Source organism: Denitrificimonas caeni, assembly GCF_905120345.1.
GTDB lineage: Bacteria > Pseudomonadota > Gammaproteobacteria > Pseudomonadales > Pseudomonadaceae > Denitrificimonas > Denitrificimonas caeni_A.
Map to the genome: position 1 here is coordinate 1 of NZ_CAJHOA010000003.1, position 19,669 is coordinate 19,669.

General features: G+C 46.6%; 17 protein-coding genes. 15 read left to right on the forward strand and 2 right to left on the reverse strand.

Annotated elements, in window-relative coordinates:
- Window positions 1–100 precede the first annotated feature (100 nt).
- Together hemH and JYJ62_RS06160 are read right to left on the reverse strand one after the other, a co-directional pair.
- Window positions 101–1,120, reverse strand: coding sequence for a ferrochelatase (hemH, locus tag JYJ62_RS06155; RefSeq protein ID WP_205341336.1), 1,020 nt, complete (start codon window positions 1,118–1,120; stop codon window positions 101–103).
- 124 nt (window positions 1,121–1,244) lie between these two features.
- Window positions 1,245–1,886, reverse strand: coding sequence for a TetR/AcrR family transcriptional regulator (locus JYJ62_RS06160; RefSeq protein WP_205341337.1), 642 nt, complete (start codon window positions 1,884–1,886; stop codon window positions 1,245–1,247).
- An 89-nt stretch (window positions 1,887–1,975) separates the two neighbouring features.
- On the opposite strand from JYJ62_RS06160, the gene JYJ62_RS06165 reads away from it, so the two are divergent.
- The 15 genes from JYJ62_RS06165 (at window position 1,976) to JYJ62_RS06235 (ending at window position 19,663) form a co-directional block, all read left to right on the forward strand.
- Window positions 1,976–3,076 carry an efflux RND transporter periplasmic adaptor subunit gene (locus JYJ62_RS06165; protein ID WP_205341338.1) on the forward strand — a complete coding sequence of 367 codons (1,101 nt, stop codon included), beginning with the start codon at window positions 1,976–1,978 and terminating at the stop codon, window positions 3,074–3,076.
- 5 nt (window positions 3,077–3,081) lie between these two features.
- Window positions 3,082–6,147, forward strand: a complete 3,066-nt coding sequence (locus JYJ62_RS06170; protein ID WP_205341339.1) for an efflux RND transporter permease subunit — start codon at window positions 3,082–3,084, stop codon at window positions 6,145–6,147.
- 71 nt (window positions 6,148–6,218) lie between these two features.
- Window positions 6,219–7,262: a lipopolysaccharide heptosyltransferase II gene (waaF, locus tag JYJ62_RS06175; protein ID WP_205341340.1), complete on the forward strand. Its 1,044-nt coding sequence runs from the start codon at window positions 6,219–6,221 to the stop codon at window positions 7,260–7,262.
- A 4-nt stretch (window positions 7,263–7,266) separates the two neighbouring features.
- Window positions 7,267–8,325, forward strand: a complete 1,059-nt coding sequence (gene waaC / locus JYJ62_RS06180) for a lipopolysaccharide heptosyltransferase I (RefSeq protein WP_205341341.1) — start codon at window positions 7,267–7,269, stop codon at window positions 8,323–8,325.
- A complete protein-coding gene (locus tag JYJ62_RS06185; protein WP_205341342.1) occupies window positions 8,325–9,446 on the forward strand; it encodes a glycosyltransferase family 4 protein in 1,122 nt (373 codons plus the stop codon). The genes waaC and JYJ62_RS06185 overlap by 1 nt, the downstream gene beginning before the upstream one ends.
- On the forward strand, window positions 9,443–10,249 hold the full coding sequence (gene rfaP, locus JYJ62_RS06190) for a lipopolysaccharide core heptose(I) kinase RfaP (RefSeq protein ID WP_205341343.1): 807 nt from the start codon (window positions 9,443–9,445) through the stop codon (window positions 10,247–10,249). The genes JYJ62_RS06185 and rfaP overlap by 4 nt, the downstream gene beginning before the upstream one ends.
- Window positions 10,249–10,983 carry a lipopolysaccharide kinase InaA family protein gene (locus JYJ62_RS06195; protein ID WP_205341344.1) on the forward strand — a complete coding sequence of 245 codons (735 nt, stop codon included), beginning with the start codon at window positions 10,249–10,251 and terminating at the stop codon, window positions 10,981–10,983. The genes rfaP and JYJ62_RS06195 overlap by 1 nt, the downstream gene beginning before the upstream one ends.
- Window positions 10,980–11,729, forward strand: a complete 750-nt coding sequence (locus tag JYJ62_RS06200) for a lipopolysaccharide kinase InaA family protein (protein ID WP_205341345.1) — start codon at window positions 10,980–10,982, stop codon at window positions 11,727–11,729. The genes JYJ62_RS06195 and JYJ62_RS06200 overlap by 4 nt, the downstream gene beginning before the upstream one ends.
- Complete coding sequence (locus tag JYJ62_RS06205; RefSeq protein ID WP_205341346.1) at window positions 11,726–13,168, forward strand: lipopolysaccharide kinase InaA family protein; 1,443 nt, start codon at window positions 11,726–11,728, stop codon at window positions 13,166–13,168. Before JYJ62_RS06200 ends, JYJ62_RS06205 begins: the two co-directional genes overlap by 4 nt.
- 15 nt (window positions 13,169–13,183) lie before the next feature.
- Window positions 13,184–14,935 (forward strand): carbamoyltransferase, encoded by a 1,752-nt coding sequence (locus tag JYJ62_RS06210; RefSeq protein ID WP_205341347.1) that lies wholly within the window; start codon window positions 13,184–13,186, stop codon window positions 14,933–14,935.
- Between the two features lie 4 nt (window positions 14,936–14,939).
- A complete protein-coding gene (locus JYJ62_RS06215) occupies window positions 14,940–16,031 on the forward strand; it encodes a glycosyltransferase (RefSeq protein WP_205341704.1) in 1,092 nt (363 codons plus the stop codon).
- Entirely contained in the window at window positions 16,024–16,773 is a 750-nt protein-coding gene (locus tag JYJ62_RS06220; RefSeq protein ID WP_205341348.1) for a CatB-related O-acetyltransferase, read from the forward strand. The genes JYJ62_RS06215 and JYJ62_RS06220 overlap by 8 nt, the downstream gene beginning before the upstream one ends.
- Window positions 16,770–17,657 (forward strand): DUF6625 family protein, encoded by an 888-nt coding sequence (locus tag JYJ62_RS06225; protein WP_205341349.1) that lies wholly within the window; start codon window positions 16,770–16,772, stop codon window positions 17,655–17,657. Before JYJ62_RS06220 ends, JYJ62_RS06225 begins: the two co-directional genes overlap by 4 nt.
- A complete protein-coding gene (locus JYJ62_RS06230; RefSeq protein WP_205341350.1) occupies window positions 17,650–18,789 on the forward strand; it encodes a glycosyltransferase in 1,140 nt (379 codons plus the stop codon). The genes JYJ62_RS06225 and JYJ62_RS06230 overlap by 8 nt, the downstream gene beginning before the upstream one ends.
- Window positions 18,782–19,663, forward strand: a complete 882-nt coding sequence (locus tag JYJ62_RS06235; protein WP_205341351.1) for a glycosyltransferase — start codon at window positions 18,782–18,784, stop codon at window positions 19,661–19,663. Before JYJ62_RS06230 ends, JYJ62_RS06235 begins: the two co-directional genes overlap by 8 nt.
- Window positions 19,664–19,669 lie beyond the last annotated feature (6 nt).

Genomic DNA, 19,669 nt, shown 5'->3' on the forward strand with positions numbered 1-19,669 from the left:
CTTTTTTGTTCATCGTCTGTCTATCCTTCCCGTTAGGGGTCAATGATAAACAGTTACACAGATTTAATTACAGTCTCACCACGCTCTATTTATTTCGCTCTTAATCGGTGGTGTTTTCACAGATCTGAGTCAATGCCTGTGCCCAATGTTGTTCGGCATTTAAGCAGGGAATCAGCACAAGTTCTTCGCCGCCAGCTGCGAGGAATTCTTCACGGCCTTCAATACCGAGTTCTTCTAGAGTTTCGATACAATCTGCAACAAATGCGGGAGACATGACCAACAGTTTTTTCACCCCGCGCGCAGCAAGCTCTTTCAAGGTGGCGTCGGTGTAAGGTTCGATCCATTTGTTACGACCTAAGCGTGACTGAAACGCGACTGACCATTGCTCAGGGCGCAGACCCGCTGCTTGGGCAAATAACTCAGCGCTGCGCATGCATTGCGCGCGATAACAGGTATCGAGCACGGCTTGACTGGCGGTGGCGCAGCAGGACTTATCACTTAAGCAATGCGAACCAGTGGGGTCGAGTTTTTTCAGATGGCTCTCAGGTAAACCATGAAAACTTAGCAACAGGTGATCAAAGTCTTTTTGCAACTCAGTTTCAGCGCTTTTTGCTAGAGCTTTGATATAGATAGGGTCAGCATAAAAAGGCTTAACGATATTTAATTTAAGCGCTAAGTTATTCTTTTTAATGCAGTGCTCAGCTTCTTTAATCGCAGTGGTGATCGTGCTGTCGGCAAATTGCGGGTACAGCGGAGCAAAAGTAACTGTTTTAACCCCTTGTTTGGCCAGTTCCAATAAGCGCGTACTAATCGATGGCTCACCATAACGCATGGCTAAGCTGACTGGACCATGTGGCCATAAGGGGCGCACGGCATCGGTTAAACGTTGACTGATGACGACCAGAGGTGAGCCTTCTGGCCACCAAATTGAAGCATAGGCTTCGGCTGATTTGGCTGGGCGGTTGATCAAAATTAAGCCCACCAATAAGCGCCGCAGCGGCCACGGAATATCGATCACATACGGATCCATTAAAAACTGGTTCAGGTAACGGCGCACATCATTGACTGATGTTGAGCGCGGTGAACCAAGATTCGCGAGCAGTAGGGCGTGATCAGACATGGTAAATATCCAGTTCTTGAAAGGCAAAGTGCTGCATTGTAAGGGGTTGCGGCTGAAAAAGAACCCCCTAGCACAGGCAGTCTGAGCGTACAGCTAGAGGCAAATAGTCTGTGTTAAGGCTTTATCAGTGGGCTTGGTAAGCTTTAATAAATAAATCGACGACATCCTCAACATGCTGATGCACATTGGCATTGATACTCTCGGGTTGATAGCCAACCAGCAGTTGTAAATTACGAGTGCCTTTGAGCAAGCTGAAAAAGTGCTCTGCTGCTTGCTTGGTATGGGTGATCTCAAGCTGTTTGGCGTTATTGATGGTGTTCAGCAGTTGCTCCATCTTATTGATAATGCGCAGCGCTGTTGCTTCATAAAATAAGTGTGACAAAGCCGGGTTGCTTAGGGCATGACTAATAATAAGCCGATGCATGGCAAGAGATTCAGGGCTGTCGACTAAAGTTTGGAAGCTATGGGCAATGGCCAATAAACACTCGCGTAGATTGTCGGGAGGTGTATCTGTGGAACTGACAAATAACTGACTCAGTTGTGTTTCACATTTGGCTTCGATGGCTGCACAAAATAAAGTTTCTTTATCAGTGAAATGATTATAAACGGTTAGTTTCGAGACATTCGCTTCTTGCGCGATAGCATCCATGCTGCTGCCTTCATAACCCTGACGTAGAAATAAGACTTGAGCCGCATCCAGAATGGCCGCGCGCTTGCTTAGATTTTTCGGTCGGCCTGGGCCTGCTTTCGGTATTTGTGAGGGCATAGAAAATAAATAGTGAACTGATGAGTGTAGTATTTTACTATACTTCTTCAATCATGTATTCCCGCCGCTGCATTGAAGGTCAATTCGTTATGTCGCATCGCATTGTTTATCTATGTATTTATCTGTCATTGGCTGTGCTCAGTGCTTGCAGCAGTGAAGAACCTGTCGCCAGTATTACGCGTCCGGTGATGGTGGTTAAACCACAACCGTCTAAAGATCTGACGGTAGCTTTTCCTGGTGAAGTGCGAGCACGTTTAGAACCCGAGTTAGCCTTTCGCTTAGGCGGCAAAGTCATTAAGCGGTTAGTTGATGTCGGTGCCAAGGTCACTACTGAGCAAGTCCTCGCGCAACTGGATCCGGAAGATGTGCGCCTGCATTTGGAGGCGATGCAGGCACAAGTATCGGCGGCGCAAGCTAATCTGCAGCTGGTTAAAGCGGAACTGGATCGCTATAAAACGCTGCTGGATCGACAGTTATTAAGTCGGTCACATTACGATAACGCGCAAAATCAATTTAAAGCCGGTGAGGCGCGCCTGCGTCAGGCTCAAGCAGAATTAGATGCTGCAAAAAACCAAGCCAACTATACCCAGTTACGCGCACCTTATTATGGCGTGATTGCGCAAGCACGGGTTGAAGCGGGACAGGTGGTTGCTGCTGGACAGACCGTTTTTGTCTTAGCTGTGGATGGTGAGCGTGAAGTCGCGATTAACTTGCCTGAGCAGGCAATTGAGCGCTTTAAAGTCGGGCAACCAGTTGAAGTGTCATTGTGGTCACAGCCTGACCGGCGCTTTGCCGGTGAAATTCGTGAGATTGCCCCTGCGGCGGATTCGCGCTCACGTACCTATGCAGCGCGGGTAGCTTTTCGCACGGCAACTATAGCTGCTGAGCTAGGGCAAAGCGCTAAAGTCTATATGAGTTCCAGTACCGATGCGCAATACGCTGTGCCGTTATCGTCAGTGACTGCTGAAGTGGGTCAGGCGTATGTCTGGGTGGTTGATCCCCGCACCTCAACAGTACAGCAACGTAGCGTTGAGTTGGGTGCTTTTGGGCAAACACAGGTACCTGTCCTGCAAGGTTTGCAGGGCGATGAGTGGGTCGTGGTGGCTGGCGTGCATCTCTTGCAAGAAGGGCAAGCGGTGCGTCCAGTTGATCGTAGCAATCAACCTGTGTCATTAAGCGCTAAGGAGTAAGACTGATGCGCTTTAATCTTTCTGCTTGGGCCTTGAATAATCGGCCCCTAGTATTATTTAGCATGGTGTTACTGGCTATTATTGGTAGCATGTCGTACCGCACTTTGGGGCAAAGTGAAGACCCGCCCTTTACCTTTAAAGCGATGGTGATCAATACCGTTTGGCCAGGCGCCACTGCTGAAGAAATGGCGCAGCAGGTCACCGAGCGTATTGAAAAGAAACTGATGGAAACCGGTGAGTTTGACAAAGTAATTTCGTTTTCACGCCCGGGTGAATCGCAAGTGACCTTTGTTGCACGTGATTCGTTGAGTTCCAAACAAGTTCCCGAGCTCTGGTATCAAATACGGAAAAAAATCAGTGATATTCGGCATACCTTGCCACCTGGTGTACAAGGTCCGTTTTTCAATGATGAGTTTGGCACCACGTTCGGCAATATTTATGCGCTGACCGGACAGGGTTTTGATTACGCCGTTCTCAAAGACTATGCCGACCGCGTGCAGTTGCAATTGCAGCGAGTTAAAGATGTCGGCAAGGTCGATATTTTAGGTTTGCAGGATGAGAAGATTTGGGTCGAATTATCCAATACACGACTGGCCAGCCTGGGCTTACCACTGCAGGCGGTGCAGCAAGCACTCTCAGAACAAAACAGTGTTTCGGCGACCGGCTTTTTTGAAACTGCGACAGATCGCGTGCAACTACGAGTCAGTGGCCGCTTTGATAGTGTGCAAGAAATTCGAGAGTTCCCGATTCGCGTCGGTGAGCGTACCTTTCGTTTAGGTGATATCGCGCAAGTGCGCCGTGGCTTTAATGATCCGGCAGCGCCTCGGGTACGCTTTATGGGCGATAACGCTTTAGCGATTGCCGTAGCGATGCGTGATGGCGGTGATATTTTAGTGCTGGGTAAAGCCTTAGAGGAAGAATTCTCGCGCTTACAGAATACTTTGCCGCTGGGTATGCAGTTGCGTAAAGTCTCCGATCAGCCTGCAGCAGTGAAAGAAAGCGTTGGCGAGTTTGTCCAAGTCTTGATTGAAGCTCTGGGCATTGTCTTGTTGGTGTGTTTTTTCTCGTTAGGCTTTCGTACCGGCCTGGTGGTGGCGTTCTCCATTCCGCTGGTGTTGGCCATGACCTTTGCCTTAATGCATTACTTTGGTATTGGTTTGCATAAGATTTCTTTAGGCGCGTTGGTGTTGGCGCTGGGCTTGATGGTCGATGATGCCATTATCGCCGTAGAAATGATGGCGATTAAAATGGAGCAAGGGATGGATCGCTTTAAAGCGGCCAGCTTTGCTTGGACCAGTACAGCCTTCCCAATGCTGACCGGAACTCTGATTACCGCCGCTGGATTTTTACCGATCGCTACAGCGCAATCAGGGGTAGGTGAGTACACGCGTTCTATTTTCCAAGTGGTGGGGATTGCGCTGATTGTCTCGTGGATTGCTGCCGTAGTCTTCGTGCCCTATTTGGGCGATAAGCTATTGCCGGATTTAGCACGACTGAAAGCCGCTAAGCATGGCAGTCAAGCAGGCGAGCACGACCCTTATGCCACGCCTTTGTATCAGCGTATTCGTACGGTGATTACTTGGTCTGTAACGCATCGAGTGCTCGTCATTATCGTTACGGTATTGTTGTTCGCCGGTTCTATTTTCAGTTTTCGTTATGTGCCTAAGCAGTTCTTTGCTGACTCTAACCGTCTGGAATTACTGTTGGATATCAAGCTCGCTGAAGGTGCCTCATTAAAAGCCACACAAGCCAGTGTGGAGAAAATTGAAAGCTTGCTGAAAGAACATTCCGGTATTGAAAACTATGTGACCTATATCGGCTCCGGCTCGCCACGTTTCTACTTGCCATTGGATCAACAATTACCCGCGACCAGTTTTGCTCAGTTTGTGATGGTCACTACCAGCCTTGAGGCGCGTGAAGAGGTTCGTTCTTGGCTGATCAGTGCGATGCAAGAGCAATTTCCTGATCTGCGCTCGCGGATTACCCGCTTGGAGAATGGCCCACCTGTAGGGTATCCGGTGCAGTTTCGTATCACCGGCGAGCATATCCCGCACGTCCGTGAGTTGGCGCGTCAGGTGGCGGCGGTGGTGCGCGACAATCCTCATGTTAGTAATGTGCATTTGGACTGGGAAGAGCCCAGCAAAGTGGTACATCTGCAGATTGATCAAGACCGCGCGCGGGCGATGGGTGTTAGCACAGCCAGTATTTCGCAGTTTTTACGAGGTGCTTTATCTGGCGCGAGCGTTGGCCAGTTTCGTGAAGGCAACGAGTTGATTGAAATTCTACAGCGTGGCACGTTAGACGATCGTGAGGACTTAGCCAGTTTAGGCAGTTTGGCGATCCCCACTGAGAGTGGTACCAGCGTCTCCTTGTCACAGGTGGCTAATTTAGAATATGGCTTTGAAGAGGGCGTAATTTGGCACCGTAACCGCTTGCCTAACGTCACCGTGCGCGCGGATATCTATGGTAAGAGTCAGGCGGTAGATGTGGTGCAAGAAATCTTGCCGCAGTTGCAAGCAGTTCGTGAGGCGCTACCGGATGGTTACTTGCTGGAGGTGGGCGGTACCGTTGAGGATTCTGGGCGCGGACAACGTTCAGTGGTTGCCGGTGTACCGTTATTCTTGCTGGTAGTCTTGACCTTGTTGATGATTCAGTTGCGCAGTTTTTCCCGTGCCGTATTGGTGTTTCTCACTGCGCCGTTGGGACTGATAGGCGTCACTTTATTTTTATTACTGTTTAATCAGCCCTTTGGCTTTGTCGCGATGCTCGGTACCATTGCATTATCAGGTATGATTATGCGCAACTCAGTGATATTGGTTGATCAAATTGAAACCGATATCGGTCAGGGACATACGCCTTGGCAGTCTGTCATTGATGCAACTGTGCGACGTTTTAGACCGATTATGCTCACCGCCTTAGCCGCTGTGTTGGCGATGATTCCATTGTCTCGTAGTGTCTTTTTTGGGCCGATGGCGGTGGCGATTATGGGTGGATTAACCGTTGCCACAGTACTGACGTTGTTATTCTTACCGGCACTCTATGCCGCATGGTTTCGTGTGCGCAAAGAGTAAACTACAGGCAAGTGTTGGCTTTTTTATGCCAACACTTGCCGCGCTTGCTTAGATGCTTGAAACTCTGCACTATGAATATATTGATTATTGGCCCAAGTTGGGTTGGCGACATGGTGATGGCGCAGACATTGTTTATCTGTCTGCAGCAGCAACACCCTGATTGCAACATTGATGTGCTCGCGCCTGACTGGAGTCGGCCGATCTTGCAACGTATGCCAGAAGTGCGCCAAGCGCTCAGCTTTCCGCTGGGTCATGGTGTGCTGGATATTGTTGCACGACGTAAAATTGGTAAGCAGCTGTCAGGTCAGTATGACCAAGCTATTTTATTGCCCAACTCATTAAAATCAGCGTTAACACCGTTCTTTGCCGGCATCCCTCTGCGTACCGGCTGGAAAGGTGAGATGCGTTATGGCTTGCTGAATGATTTGCGTATCCTCGATAAACAGCGTTATCCGCTGATGATCGAACGTTTTATGGCGCTGGCTTATTCGCCCGATGCAGAGCTGCCTAAACCTTATCCACGACCGAGCTTACAGATTGATACTGCCGAACGTGAGAGTGCTTTGGCCGCTTTTGCGCTGAAAGTAGGCGATCGCCCGGTGTTGGCGCTGTGTCCAGGCGCTGAGTTTGGTGATGCCAAACGCTGGCCGGCCAAGCATTATGCGGTCGTTGCCGAAGCAAAAATTCGTCAAGGTTGGCAAGTGTGGATTTTTGGTTCGAAAAATGATCACCCAGGTGGTGAAGAAATTCGTGATTATTTGATTCCCGGTTTACGTGAAGAAGTCTATAACCTCGCCGGTGAGACCTCGTTAGCGCAGGCAATCGATTTGATGTCCTGTGCAACGGCGGTGGTGTCGAATGACTCCGGCTTAATGCATGTTGCGGCCGCGTTGAATCTGCCGCTAGTCGCGGTTTACGGCTCTACTTCACCGGAGTTTACCCCGCCATTAGCTGACCAAGTCGCCATGGTCCGCACCGGCATTGACTGCAGTCCATGTTTTGATCGTACCTGTCGTTTTGGGCATTATGATTGTTTGCGTTTGCTTAAACCGACGCAGGTGATTGACGCTTTAACCGATTTAGTGGGTACTCCTCTTTCGCTGCAAGAGTTTTAGTCCAGTGCGTGTATTGTTAATTAAAACCTCTTCATTAGGGGATGTGATTCATACCTTGCCTGCGCTGACAGATGCCATGCGCGCTAATCCGAAAATTCGTTTTGATTGGGTGGTGGAAGAAGGTTTTGCAGAAATCCCGCGCTGGCATCCGGCTGTCGATCAAGTGATTCCTGTCGCGATTCGTCGTTGGCGTAAAAACCTGCTGCAAACTTGGCGCAATGGCGAGTGGCATGCGTTTAAGCAACGTATACACCAGCAAGAATATGATCTAGTGATTGATGCGCAAGGGCTACTGAAAAGCGCGTGGTTAACCCGCGGCTTTAAAGCACCGGTAGCAGGCTTTAATGGTAAAAGTGCGCGTGAGCCACTTGCTAGTTTTTTTTATGATAGAAAAATTGCTGTTGCTCAAGGACAGCATGCTGTTGAGCGTACGCGCCAATTGTTTTCCCAAGCCTTGGGTTACTCCTTACCTTTGGAGATGGGTGCCTACAGTTTGCACCGTGAGCGCTTAGCCACTACCGAGCAGCATGCGCCTTATGTGTTGTTCTTGCATGGCACCACCTGGCCGAGTAAGCACTGGCCACAAGCAGAATGGCGGGCACTGGCGCAGCAACTGTCGGCTGAAAATATTGCTGTACGAATTCCGTGGGGCAATGCCAGCGAAGAAGCACGCGCGCATGCGATTGCCGATGGGCTGTCGAACGTGCAGGTATTACCGCGTCTGAACTTAAGCGGTGTTGCCGCGCAGATTGCTGGCGCGCAGGCCTGTGTCGCGGTGGATACTGGTTTGGGACATTTGGCTGCTGCGTTAGATGTGCCGTGTGTGTCTTTATATGGACCAACTCTGCCGGGACGAGTCGGGGCTTATGGTCAAGGTCAGGTGCATCTCTGTGCGAGCGGCCCGAATGCGGGTTTAGGTGATCGCCAGTTGCCTTGTTTTGATAGTTTGCATGCTGAGCAGGTGCTTATAGCACTGCAACCGTTACTCGCTATGAATGCAGGTATTGCCCAAGCGGTAGTGCATAGTACAGAACAGGCTTTAGCCGATGAGGGCACGCTCTGATGCAGTTAGCGTTTATTCTGTACAAGTATTTCCCTTTTGGTGGTTTGCAGCGCGATTTTATGCGCATTGCTTTAGAGTGCCAACAACGTGGACATCAGATTCGCGTCTATACGCTGATTTGGGAAGGTGAGATTCCTGAAGGCTTTGATGTGCGCATTGGCCCTGATAAAGCCTTTGCTAATCATCGGCGTAATGAAAAATTCTACCGTTGGCTGCAAGCGGATATGCAACAGCAGCCCGTCGATCGAGTGATTGGCTTTAATAAAATGCCTGGTCTTGATGTCTATTATGCTGCGGATGGCTGCTATGAAGACAAAGCACAAACCTTGCGCAATCCACTCTATCGCTACAGCAATCGTTATCGTCACTTTGCTGGCTATGAGCGTGCCGTGTTTGCCGCTGATTCGTCGACGCAAATTTTAATGATCTCTGAAGTGCAGCAGCCCCTATTTGTCAAACATTATAAAACCCAAGCGGAGCGCTTCCATCTGTTGCCTCCTGGTATTGCTAAAGATCGTCAAGCACCCAGTAATGCGGCTGAGGTTCGTGCTGGCTTTCGCTCTGAGTTTAATCTGCAAGATGAACACTATTTGCTGCTGCAAGTGGGTTCCGGTTTTAAAACTAAAGGTCTTGACCGCACCCTTAAAGCTCTAGCCAGCTTGCCAACAGAACAGCGCGAGCGTACTCGTTTGATGGTGATTGGTCAGGATGATCCTAAACCGTTTATTGTCCAAGCGGCTGCTCTCGGTATCTCGAAGCAGGTCAAGATTTTTAAAGGACGCAGTGATATACCGCGCTTCTTACTGGGCGCTGATCTATTAATGCATCCTGCGTATAATGAAAATACTGGCACGGTGTTATTAGAAGCCTTAGTTTCGGGTTTGCCCGTAGTGGTCACTGATGTCTGTGGTTATGCACATTACATTGCCGATGCCGGTTGTGGACAGGTGCTTAGCAGTCCCTTTCAGCAAAAACAACTGGACCACGCTTTGAGTACTATTTTAGCTGATCCGCCTTTGCGTGCACGCTGGTCGGAAAATGCACTGAACTATGCTAAAACAGCCGACCTTTATTCAATGCCACAGCGCGCAGCCGATATTATTTTAGCGGAGTCACCATGAAGCTTAAGTTAGACGAACCCTTTGCCAGCCTCTGGGCAGGACAAGATGCGTTTGTCGCTGTCGAACAATTGCAAGGTGAAGTGTATCGGGAGCTCGAAGCACGCCGTACGCTGCGCACTGAAGTAGCTGGACGTGGTTATTTTGTCAAAATCCACCGAGGCATTGGTTGGGCAGAAATCTTTAAAAACTGGCTGACCGCCAAAGCGCCAGTATTGGGTGCTGAGCAAGAATTGAAAGCCATTGAGCGCCTGCAACAAAGCAATATTGCCACCATGACGGCAATCGGTTTTGGTGCGCGTGGTTGTAATCCGGCGCAGCAGCATTCTTTTATTATTACTGAAGAGTTAGCGCCCACCGTTAGTCTGGAAGATTACTCCATCAACTGGCGTACACAGCCACCTGAGCCACGCTTAAAATGGGCGTTGATTAAGCGTGTCGCGCAAATGGTTGGTGGTATGCACCGTGCTGGCGTCAATCACCGCGATTGTTATATTTGCCATTTTTTATTGCACACCGATCAGCCCATTAGCGCCGACTCGTTTCGATTGTCAGTGATTGATTTGCACCGTGCGCAAACACGTGAGCAAACACCGCAACGCTGGCGCAATAAAGACTTAGCTGCGCTATATTTTTCTGCGTTAGACATCGGTTTAACCCAGCGCGATAAACTACGTTTTCTACGTGAGTACTTTCAGCAGCCGCTGCTGGAAATTTTGCACGATGAGGCTGTGTTATTGGCCTGGTTAGAGAGCAAAGCAGCGAAACTCTATGCGCGTAAAATACGTTATGGAGATGCGTTGTAATGTCGAGTTGGCGTTTGACAGCAGACTATCAAGCGTTGCATGCCGACTTTGGTAGCCTAGAAAAGGTGTTTGCTTTAGACGGTGAGCGCATCACTCATGATCCTTTATCTGAATTGATTCGGGTAAAACGTGACGGTGTTGAGTATTACGTGAAACGCTACCGCAATGCCGGTAAAGGCTTGCGCCGTTATGCTGCCAGACCTCGAATTAAGGCAGAATGGCAAAATCTTAAGCGCTTTGCCAAATGGGGTATTCCAACGGCGGAAGTGATCGCTCAAGGTTTAGAGCGGCAAGCAGGTGCTTTTGTGCGTGGCGCGATGATTACCCGAGAAATCCCCAATAGCTATGATTTAGCTGCCTTAGCCCATCAACAGAGCCCTCTTTTGCAGGATGCTATTTGGGTGCAGCAAGTCAGTGCGCAAGTCGCCCGTGCAACACGAATTATGCATGCACACCACTTTACCCACAATGATTTGAAGTGGCGTAACTTGCTGGTGGATGATCAAGGCAAAGTGTACTTAATTGACTGCCCTGCCGGTACCTTTTGGTGGGGGCCAATGTTGCGTTATCGGATCATTAAAGATTTGGCCTGCTTAGATAAAGTAGCTAAGTATCATCTGCGCAATACTCAGCGTTTACGCTTTTATTTAGAGTATTGTCAGCGCGCTCGGCTTAATGCCCAGGATAAAAAACAGATCGTAAAAATCGTACGATTTTTTGAGGGGCGTGAATGAACGACTTTATTGATCCAGTCATCGCTGATGTGCTTGAACAACATCAACTCAATAGTTTTAGCGCCTTGTGGAATTTACAGCTCGATGCTGTGGATGAGCCTAATACCGAACGTGGTGGCTGGAGTAGTGTTGCGAAGCTGACCTTAGGTGAGCAGACATTTTATTTAAAGCGGCAAATCAATCATTTGACTCGCAGCCTGCAAAAACCTTTTGGTGAACCCACCTTTGCCCGCGAAATGCGCAATATTCAGCGCTATCAACAGTTGGGTATTCCCGCATTGCATGCCGCGTACTTTGCTCAGCGTAAAGAGCTGGATGAACAACGCGCGATATTGATGACTTATGCATTAGAGGGCTGGCAAGATTTAGATTATTGGCAGCAACAATGGCATGAACTGTCGAATCAGAAACAGCAAGGCATTGTGCAAGCCTGTGCCAAACTTGCGCAAACCTTGCACAATGCTGGGCAAATTCATGGTTGCTTTTATCCTAAGCATATTTTTTTACAAGAACAGACCGATGGTTTTACTGCCCAGTTGATTGATCTTGAAAAAACGCGTCCATTACTGTTCGGTCGACGTGATCGGATTAAAGATTTAGAGCCATTATTTAGACGTTCGCGTCATGTTTGGGGTCGAGAGCAAACACAGCTGTTTTTGCTCAGCTATCTGGAAAAACCGAGTCATGCTGCACACTGGTTGCAGCGTTTAGACGCGCGTCGTCGTAACAAGGAGGCGCGTTCGTGAAACTGAGTGCATTAAGCGGTCGTGCCCCACAGTTGCCGCTGACTTTAGCGCTGGATAATGGTCAGCTCTTGGTGATTGAGCAATGGCTGCGTGTTCTGCCTGGGCAGCGTTATGTTGGTAAAGCGCAATGGCAAGGCCGCAGTGTCTTAGCAAAAATTTTGCTTGGCAGCAAAACTGCACGTCAGTTTCAACGAGAGTTGGCTGGCGCACAATTATTGAGCGAACAGCACATCGATAGCGCTAAATTACTTGATGCCCAGCAGCAAGCCGATGGCAGTGCTTATTTGCTATTTGAGTTTATCGACAACGCACAAAGCCTCGCTGCTGCTTGGCAAGAATGCGCTGCCGATCTGCCACTCAGTGAGCAACAAACAGCTGTACTCGGTCGCGCGCTGAGCGCTATTGCGCAGATGCATTTGCGCGGTCTTTGGCAAAGTGATTTGCATCTCGATAATGTATTACAGCAAGGCGAGCAGCTCTATGTCGTCGATGGTGGTGGTGTACAAAGTGAGCAAGCTGGGCAACCGTTATCATCCGACAAAGTGATCAGCAACTTAGCGGTATTCTTTGCACAGTTACCCAGTGCTTTTGATGCACACCTTGAAGAGTTACTGATTCATTATTTAATGGCCAATGGCGAGCATGCCCTGCGTTTAGAAAGCCTGCATAAGCAAATACTCAGCATTCGCCAATGGCGAGTCAAAGATTACCTCAAGAAAGCCGGCCGTGAGTGCAGTTTGTTTAGTGCCAATATCAACCCATTTGGTTTGCGCGTGGTTTGGCGCGCTGCACTCAGTGAACTTGAGTCCTTATTGGCAGCACCTGATGCTGCGATTGCCACAGGGCATATCTATAAAACCGGTGGTGCTGCGACTGTCGCTCGAGTTGAGCAGGATCAACATCAGTTCGTGGTTAAGCGCTATAACATTAAAAACATATTGCATTGGTGTAAGCGTTTTTGGCGTCCGAGCCGTGCTTGGCAGAGCTGGCGCGAAGGGCATCGACTTAGCGTGTTAGGTATTGCTACGCCGCAACCGTTGGCTGTATTAGAAAACAGATGGTGTGGGTTGCGTGGTAGCGCTTGGTTAATTAGTGAATATTGTGGTGAGCAGGATATAATCGACCGCTTGTCTAACTATCAAGACGATGGTGTCGTACCTGAGGCTGAGATCGTCGCGTTAGTTGAATTGTTGAACGCGTTGATTCGTGAAAAAATCAGTCATGGTGATTTAAAAGGTCACAATATTTTATGGCATCAACAACGCTGTTATTTAATTGATTTAGATGCCATGCAACAGCACCACAACATGCGCAGCTTTACTCGCGCGTATTTAAAAGATCGCAATCGTTTATTACGCAATTGGCCGCAAGGCAGTCCGTTGCATACATTACTTGATCAGCGTTTACCGCAGTTGCCCAGCAGCTGCCCTGAAGACTAAGAGGCAAAAAGACCCATGGCACTTACTATTCTCGGCCTATCTGGCGCACTCAGCCATGATCCCTCGGCAGCGTTATATATTGATGGAAAATTGATTGCTGCTGTTGAGGAAGAGCGTTTAGTTCGCGACAAGCATGCAAAAAATCGCATGCCCTACGAATCTGCTAAGTTTTGTTTAGAGCAGGCAGGTATTACCCCTGCCGATGTTGATGTGGTTGCCATTCCTTTTGCCCCGATCAGCATCTTTAGCAAAGCCCGCTGGCATTATGCTCAGCGTTATTGGTATGCGCCTGATCGTGCTTTAGATGCGATTTTAATGGGCAATCGTCGTTACAAACGCTACTACAAAAAAATCCAATGGTGCTTGGAACAGTTAGGTTTTGATCTGAAAAAAGTCAAAATTGAGCCGGTTGAACACCACTTAGCGCACGCCGCCAGTGCCTACTTGTGTTCAGGCATTAAAGAAAAAACGGCGATTATGGGCATTGATGGTAAAGGTGAGTACGCCACAACCTTCTTTGGTTACGGTGAAAACGGCAAAATCCATAAAATTAAAGAATTTTATGATCCTGATTCACTCGGCGGCCTGTACGGTGCAATGACCGAGTTTTTAGGCTTTGAAATGCTCGATGGCGAATTTAAAGTGATGGGGATGGCGCCTTATGGCGACCCTGATATTTATGATTTATCGCGCTTAGCTAAATTTGAAGACGGCGAGTTAGTGATTAACACCGAGTACGCTAACGTTGTCGGTCTACGCCGCTATAAAGAAAAGGGTAAAGGATTCTACTTCACGCCTAAGCTGATCGAGTGGCTGGGTCCAAAACGTGAAGGCGATATTGCCGATGATCCTTATATTCACTACGCCGCCAGCGTACAAGCGTTGTTTGAGAAACTCTCTTTAGAAATGATGGATTACTACCTCGGTGACATTCTTAAAGAAACCGGGCGTATTGCTTTTGCGGGTGGTAGCGCACTTAACGTTAAGCTCAATCAAAAAATTATTGCTCGTGATGAAGTCAAAGAACTCTTTGTTCAACCGGCAGCCGGTGATGCCGGTACTGCAGTCGGTGCTGCGGCATATATTTCACAAAAACGTGGTGTACCGGTTGAGAAGATGGAACATGTCTATCTCGGCCCGTCCTACACTAATGAAGAGGTGATTGCTGCCTGTGCTAAACACCCAGGTCAGCCACAGTGGCAAAAAATCGATAATGTGCCTGAGCATATCGCCAAAATCATGGTCGATGGCAATCCTGTGGCTTGGTTTCAAGGCCGCATGGAGTTTGGTCCGCGTGCGCTAGGTGGTCGCTCGATTATTGGTTGCCCAAGCATTCCAAAAGTAGCTGACTTGATTAACGCACAAATCAAGTTCCGCGAACGCTGGCGTCCATTCTGCCCATCGATGCTGGATACAGTGGCAGAGAAAATGCTGAAAGTGGATCACCCATCGCCCTTTATGACTTTCACCTTTGAAGTCAGTGATGAGTGGAAAGCCCGTGTACCTGAAGTGGTGCATGAGGATGGTACTTCACGTGCGCAAGTGCTGGAGCGTCAATACAATCCGCGCTGGTATGACTTGATGCTTGAGTTAGAGAAGCTTACCGGCAACGGCGTATCGCTGAATACCTCACTGAACCGCCGCGGTGAAGCCATGGTCTGTTCGCCAAAAGATGCTTTGGATATGTTCTATGGTTCAGATCTGCAATATCTGATTATGGAAGATATTTTAGTCGTTAAGGATGATCAGGCTGATGACAGCAACTAAGGCTGTGCAAGCCACTGCAGAGCAATGGGTTCTGCAGTTTAGTCATGGTTATGACGGGCCTTTTCTAGATTGTGCACGTCAGTATGCAGTGCTGTTTAAAGACACTGACTATAAGGTTTGTACAGTGTATTTAACCGGCAAGCCGAGTGATGAAGTAACGCAAGGCAGCGCTTCAGATGACGTTATTTTTTTAAATTACAGTAGCAAGCAAGTGCGAGGTCTCAAACTTGCAGCCATTGCTGACTTTAAGAAAATCGTTGCCAGTCGTAACTTTACGTTGTGTATCGCTCATCGATTTAAGCCGATTTATATAGCATTGTTTGGCTCAAAACTCCCAGTGATTGGCGTGCATCACGCCTTTGGCGATTATAAACGTCGCTCAAGACAGTGGCTGGCCAATCACTTCCGTGACCGGCTACGCTTGCTTGGCGTGTCCAATGCGGTACGTGATGATATGCGCGCCTGCTTGCCCAAGTTTAAATTTGAACATATTCAAACGCTGTATAACCGTATTGATGTTGATGCCGTGCAAGCCGAGCAAGTCAGCCGTGAGCACGCACGTCAGTTGCTTGATTTACCGTTGGATGTCTGGATTGTCGGTAACGTCGGACGCTTGCATCCCGACAAAGACCAAACCACGCTGATCAAAGGCTTTGCCAAAGCGCTGCCAGAGCTACCGGCAGGCAGTCTGCTGGCGATTATGGGTAGCGGTCGCTTAGAGCAACCGCTCAAACAACTGGCGATTGATCTTGGCGTGGCAGATAGCGTGCGCTTTCTTGGGCAAGTACCTAACGGTCGCCGTTATTTTAAAGCATTCGACCTCTTTGCCCTTAGTTCAGACCACGAGCCGTTTGGCATGGTATTACTCGAGGCCATGGCGGCGGATGTACCTGTTATCGCTACCAATTGCGGTGGAGCAAAAGAAGTAGTCAGTGATCCTCAATATTTATTTGAACTGGGCAGCGTTAAAGAACTAGCAGACTTAATGACTCTAATGAGTCAGCAACAGCATAAGAAAATATTTGATTTAAGTGAGTTTTCTGATGACCGTGCCATAGGTCAGTACAGAGAAATAGAGGCTGTGTTTTTTGATTAGTTTTATTAATAAAAAAATTCGACGCTTAATTAAGTCTGTAACAGGTTTTGAAGAAAAACTAACGCAAGCAAATCTAGTTATAAAATTTAGTGGAAAAGAGATTTCCAAAAAAACACATATTTTCATGGAAGAAAAGAGCACCCTCGGCAGAATAGAAGTGGCTTCGGTATCGTTTAAAATAGGGGCATATAGTTTTTTTAGGAGTGGAGTGGTTTCTTCTGATCTAACGATTGGACGATTTTGCTCCTTAGGCGAAAATATCCATATTGGTGTGAATGCACAAGCGCATCCTGCTGATTGGGTCAGTACCAACCCTTTTCAATATGATCAGTCATTTAAGAATACGCCGATACAACTCTCTTATAAAATAGCGCAGAGTGAAACATCCATTGGTAATGACGTATGGATTGGTGAGGGTGTTTTGATTATGGAAGGCGTCAGTATTGGTGATGGTGCTATCGTTGCAGCGAGGGCAGTGGTTAACAGGGATGTTGAACCCTACACCGTGGTTGGCGGTATTCCTGCTCGACTTATAAGAGATCGATTCTCAGAGTCAACTGCTAAAGAGCTGTTAGATACTCAATGGTGGAATTACTCTTTAGACAATATGATTGGCTTTAGCTTTGATAAACCACAAGAGTTTATTAAACAGTTCAATAGGCATGAAATGATAAGAGCTGACTATAAAATATATTCTGTAGTTAGGGGCAAAAGGAATTTAAAAGTAAGAGAGTTCGTATGAGTGATCGTAATAAATTATCAACCATCGCTATACTCATGCCCTATTTTGGGACATGGCCCTTTTGGATCGAGCTATTTATAGAAAGTTGTAGAAATAATGCAACCATTGATTGGTATTTTTTTAGTGATTGCGGTGTTTTAGAGAGCTTTCCTGCGAATGTAAAATATCAAGAAATGAGTTTTGATCAGTACAAGGCGCTCGTTTCTTCTAAGCTCTCAATAAATTTTGAGCCTGATAATGCCTATAAAATCTGTGATATTCGCCCCGCCTTTGGATTTATTCATAAAGAATTAATAGCCTCTTATGATTTTTGGGGATTTGGCGACTTAGATTTAGTGTACGGTGATTTACGCGCTCTCTACACGCGTGAATACTTAAGTAACTGTGATGTGTACTCTAATCATGCTACGCGAATATCTGGGCATCTCTGTATTTTTAGAAATACAGAGAAAATGCAACAGGTGTTTCAGAAAATACCCAATTGGCAAGATAAATTTTCCAATCCCTTGCATTTAGCCGTTGATGAAAGAGCGTTTAGCAAGCTTTTTGTTAAGCATAAGAACTTTCCAAAAAAGACACGGACTCTATTAAAGAGTATATATCCACTTTCACGCAAAGGATGCTTTGTAGAAAACCATACAACACCCAATGGTTGTATCGCATGGAAAGATGGCAGTTATAATTTTCCAAAAAAATGGTTTTGGAAAGAGGGTGTCATTACCAATGATTTAGATAAAGAGGCCTATTATCCATATTTTCATTTTGCGATTTGGAAGAAAAATAACTGGCTCAATCATGATCCTGTTCGGTTAGAAACGATTAACCCAGGCTGTTGCTATGAGTTTTCTGCTGAAGGTATTAAAGCGGTGGTGAGCGGTGAGTAAAATTAAAGTTCTGCAATTACACCCTAGGTACAACATTAAAAAGATTGATATTTCTGATCTGGGAGAGCAAATATTCAAAGCGCTACCTCAAGATAGGTACACTACTGTAAGTGGCTTTTTTGCAGGAAAGCCTACAGGTGAGGAGGCTATCAGTTGTGCCGATCAGTCTATTTATTTTGAGTTCACAGACAAACAGCTTAAAGGCTTAAGAATTACTGCTTTGTGGACGTTGTATAAGTATTTAAAGAAAGAACAGTTTGATGTAGTGATTTGTAATCGATATAAGCCGGTTAATATGCTGTTAACGTTATCGCGTTTTTTGAATATTCCTTTATGCATTGGTATTGTCCATGGCTTTGGTGATTATGACCGTGCATATAGACGTAAACAAGTTAAAAAAAGAATAAGTAAAAGCTGGAAATTTGTAGGGGTTTCTCCTGCAGTAAAAAATTACTTATTGAATTTAAAGTGCGGTTTTACAGAAAAAAATACACTATCAATTACTAATGCGATTGATACTGAAAAAGCTGAAGAAATTATTCTTGATAAGTCTACGGCTAGAGCAGCGCTAAAGCTTGAGCAATCGAGTCAAGTGATCGGGGCATTAGGGCGTTTAGTACCTTTAAAAGGACACGCTAATCTAATAAAAGCCTTTGCATCGATTAGTATGGATTATCCTAATGCACACTTGGCGATTATTGGTGATGGGCGTGAAAAAAATAATCTTCAGAGTTTGATTTTAAACTTGAATCTTGACGGGCGCGTGCACTTATTAGGCTTTCAGCCCGATGCGATAAGGCTGGCAAAAGCATTTGATATTTGGGTTATGCCTTCTTTTAAGGAGGGCTTAGGTTTGGCTCTATTGGAAGGGATGTGTGCGAAACTTCCTATTATTGCTTCTAATGTTCCAGCTATGCTGCCTTTAACCGAGGGCGCGGGCGGTATTGTAATTGATCCTCATAATATTGAAGACATCGCAGCTGCACTGAAGAACTATTTAGATAAAAGCACTCAGGAAAGAGTAGAGCTAGGCCGGCATGCTTATACGTACTTAGTTAATAATCATAGTATAAAAGAGTTTAAGGTGCAGTATCTTGAGCTTATAGAGAATGGATTGAAAAATAATGAGTAATGAGAGCCCTTTGGTTTCAGTAATAGTTTCTTGTTACAATCATGAGAAGTATATTGAAGAATGTATACTTAGTGTTATTAATCAAGATTATAAAAACATAGAGCTTTTAGTCGTTGATGATGGCTCTCGTGATGCGAGTGTCGAGATTATTAATCGACTAAAAGAGACCTATGGGTTTTATTTTTTAGCGCAAAAAAATAAAGGTCTAACTAGAACTTTAAATGAAACAATTGCCAAGTCAAAGGGCGAGTATATTATTCCTTTTGGCTCAGATGATGTCATGCTCCCGCACAGGGTTTCCGCTCAAATTGAATATATTAAAGACAAACCTGAGGTGGGGATTTGTGGCGGTAATATTGAGCTGATTGATTCCGATGGAGTGCTGTATCCGGAAAAAAGACAAAGTCGAGATACGCCTTTTCGTCGATTGAATTTTGAAGATGTTTTTCTCGAAAGAAAGCCTTATGTGCCTGCTACAACCCTGCTCATTAGAAGGGACGCGCTAGAAAAGGTTGGTGGTTTTGATGAGGATAATCGCTTAGAAGATCTTATGATTGAGCTTAAAATAACCAAGGCAGGCTATTATATTGACTGCATTCCAGTTGTTCTGGCTCAATATAGAAAGCATGCTACCAATACCTATAAAAACCACAAATTCATGATTGATAGCATTTTAGACACCTATGCCCGTTTTTCCGATCACCCAGACTATGAGTTTGTTAAGTACAAGTTTTTAAATTCTATGTTTTTAAAAGTAGCGAACAGAGACCGTCGCTTGGCTCGGTCGCTATTAAAAGAGATTCCGTTTAGTCAGTGGAACAAAAAAACTTGGAGAGGCTTGCTTCGGTTGTATTTCTATCCTTTAGAAAAGTGAGTATTT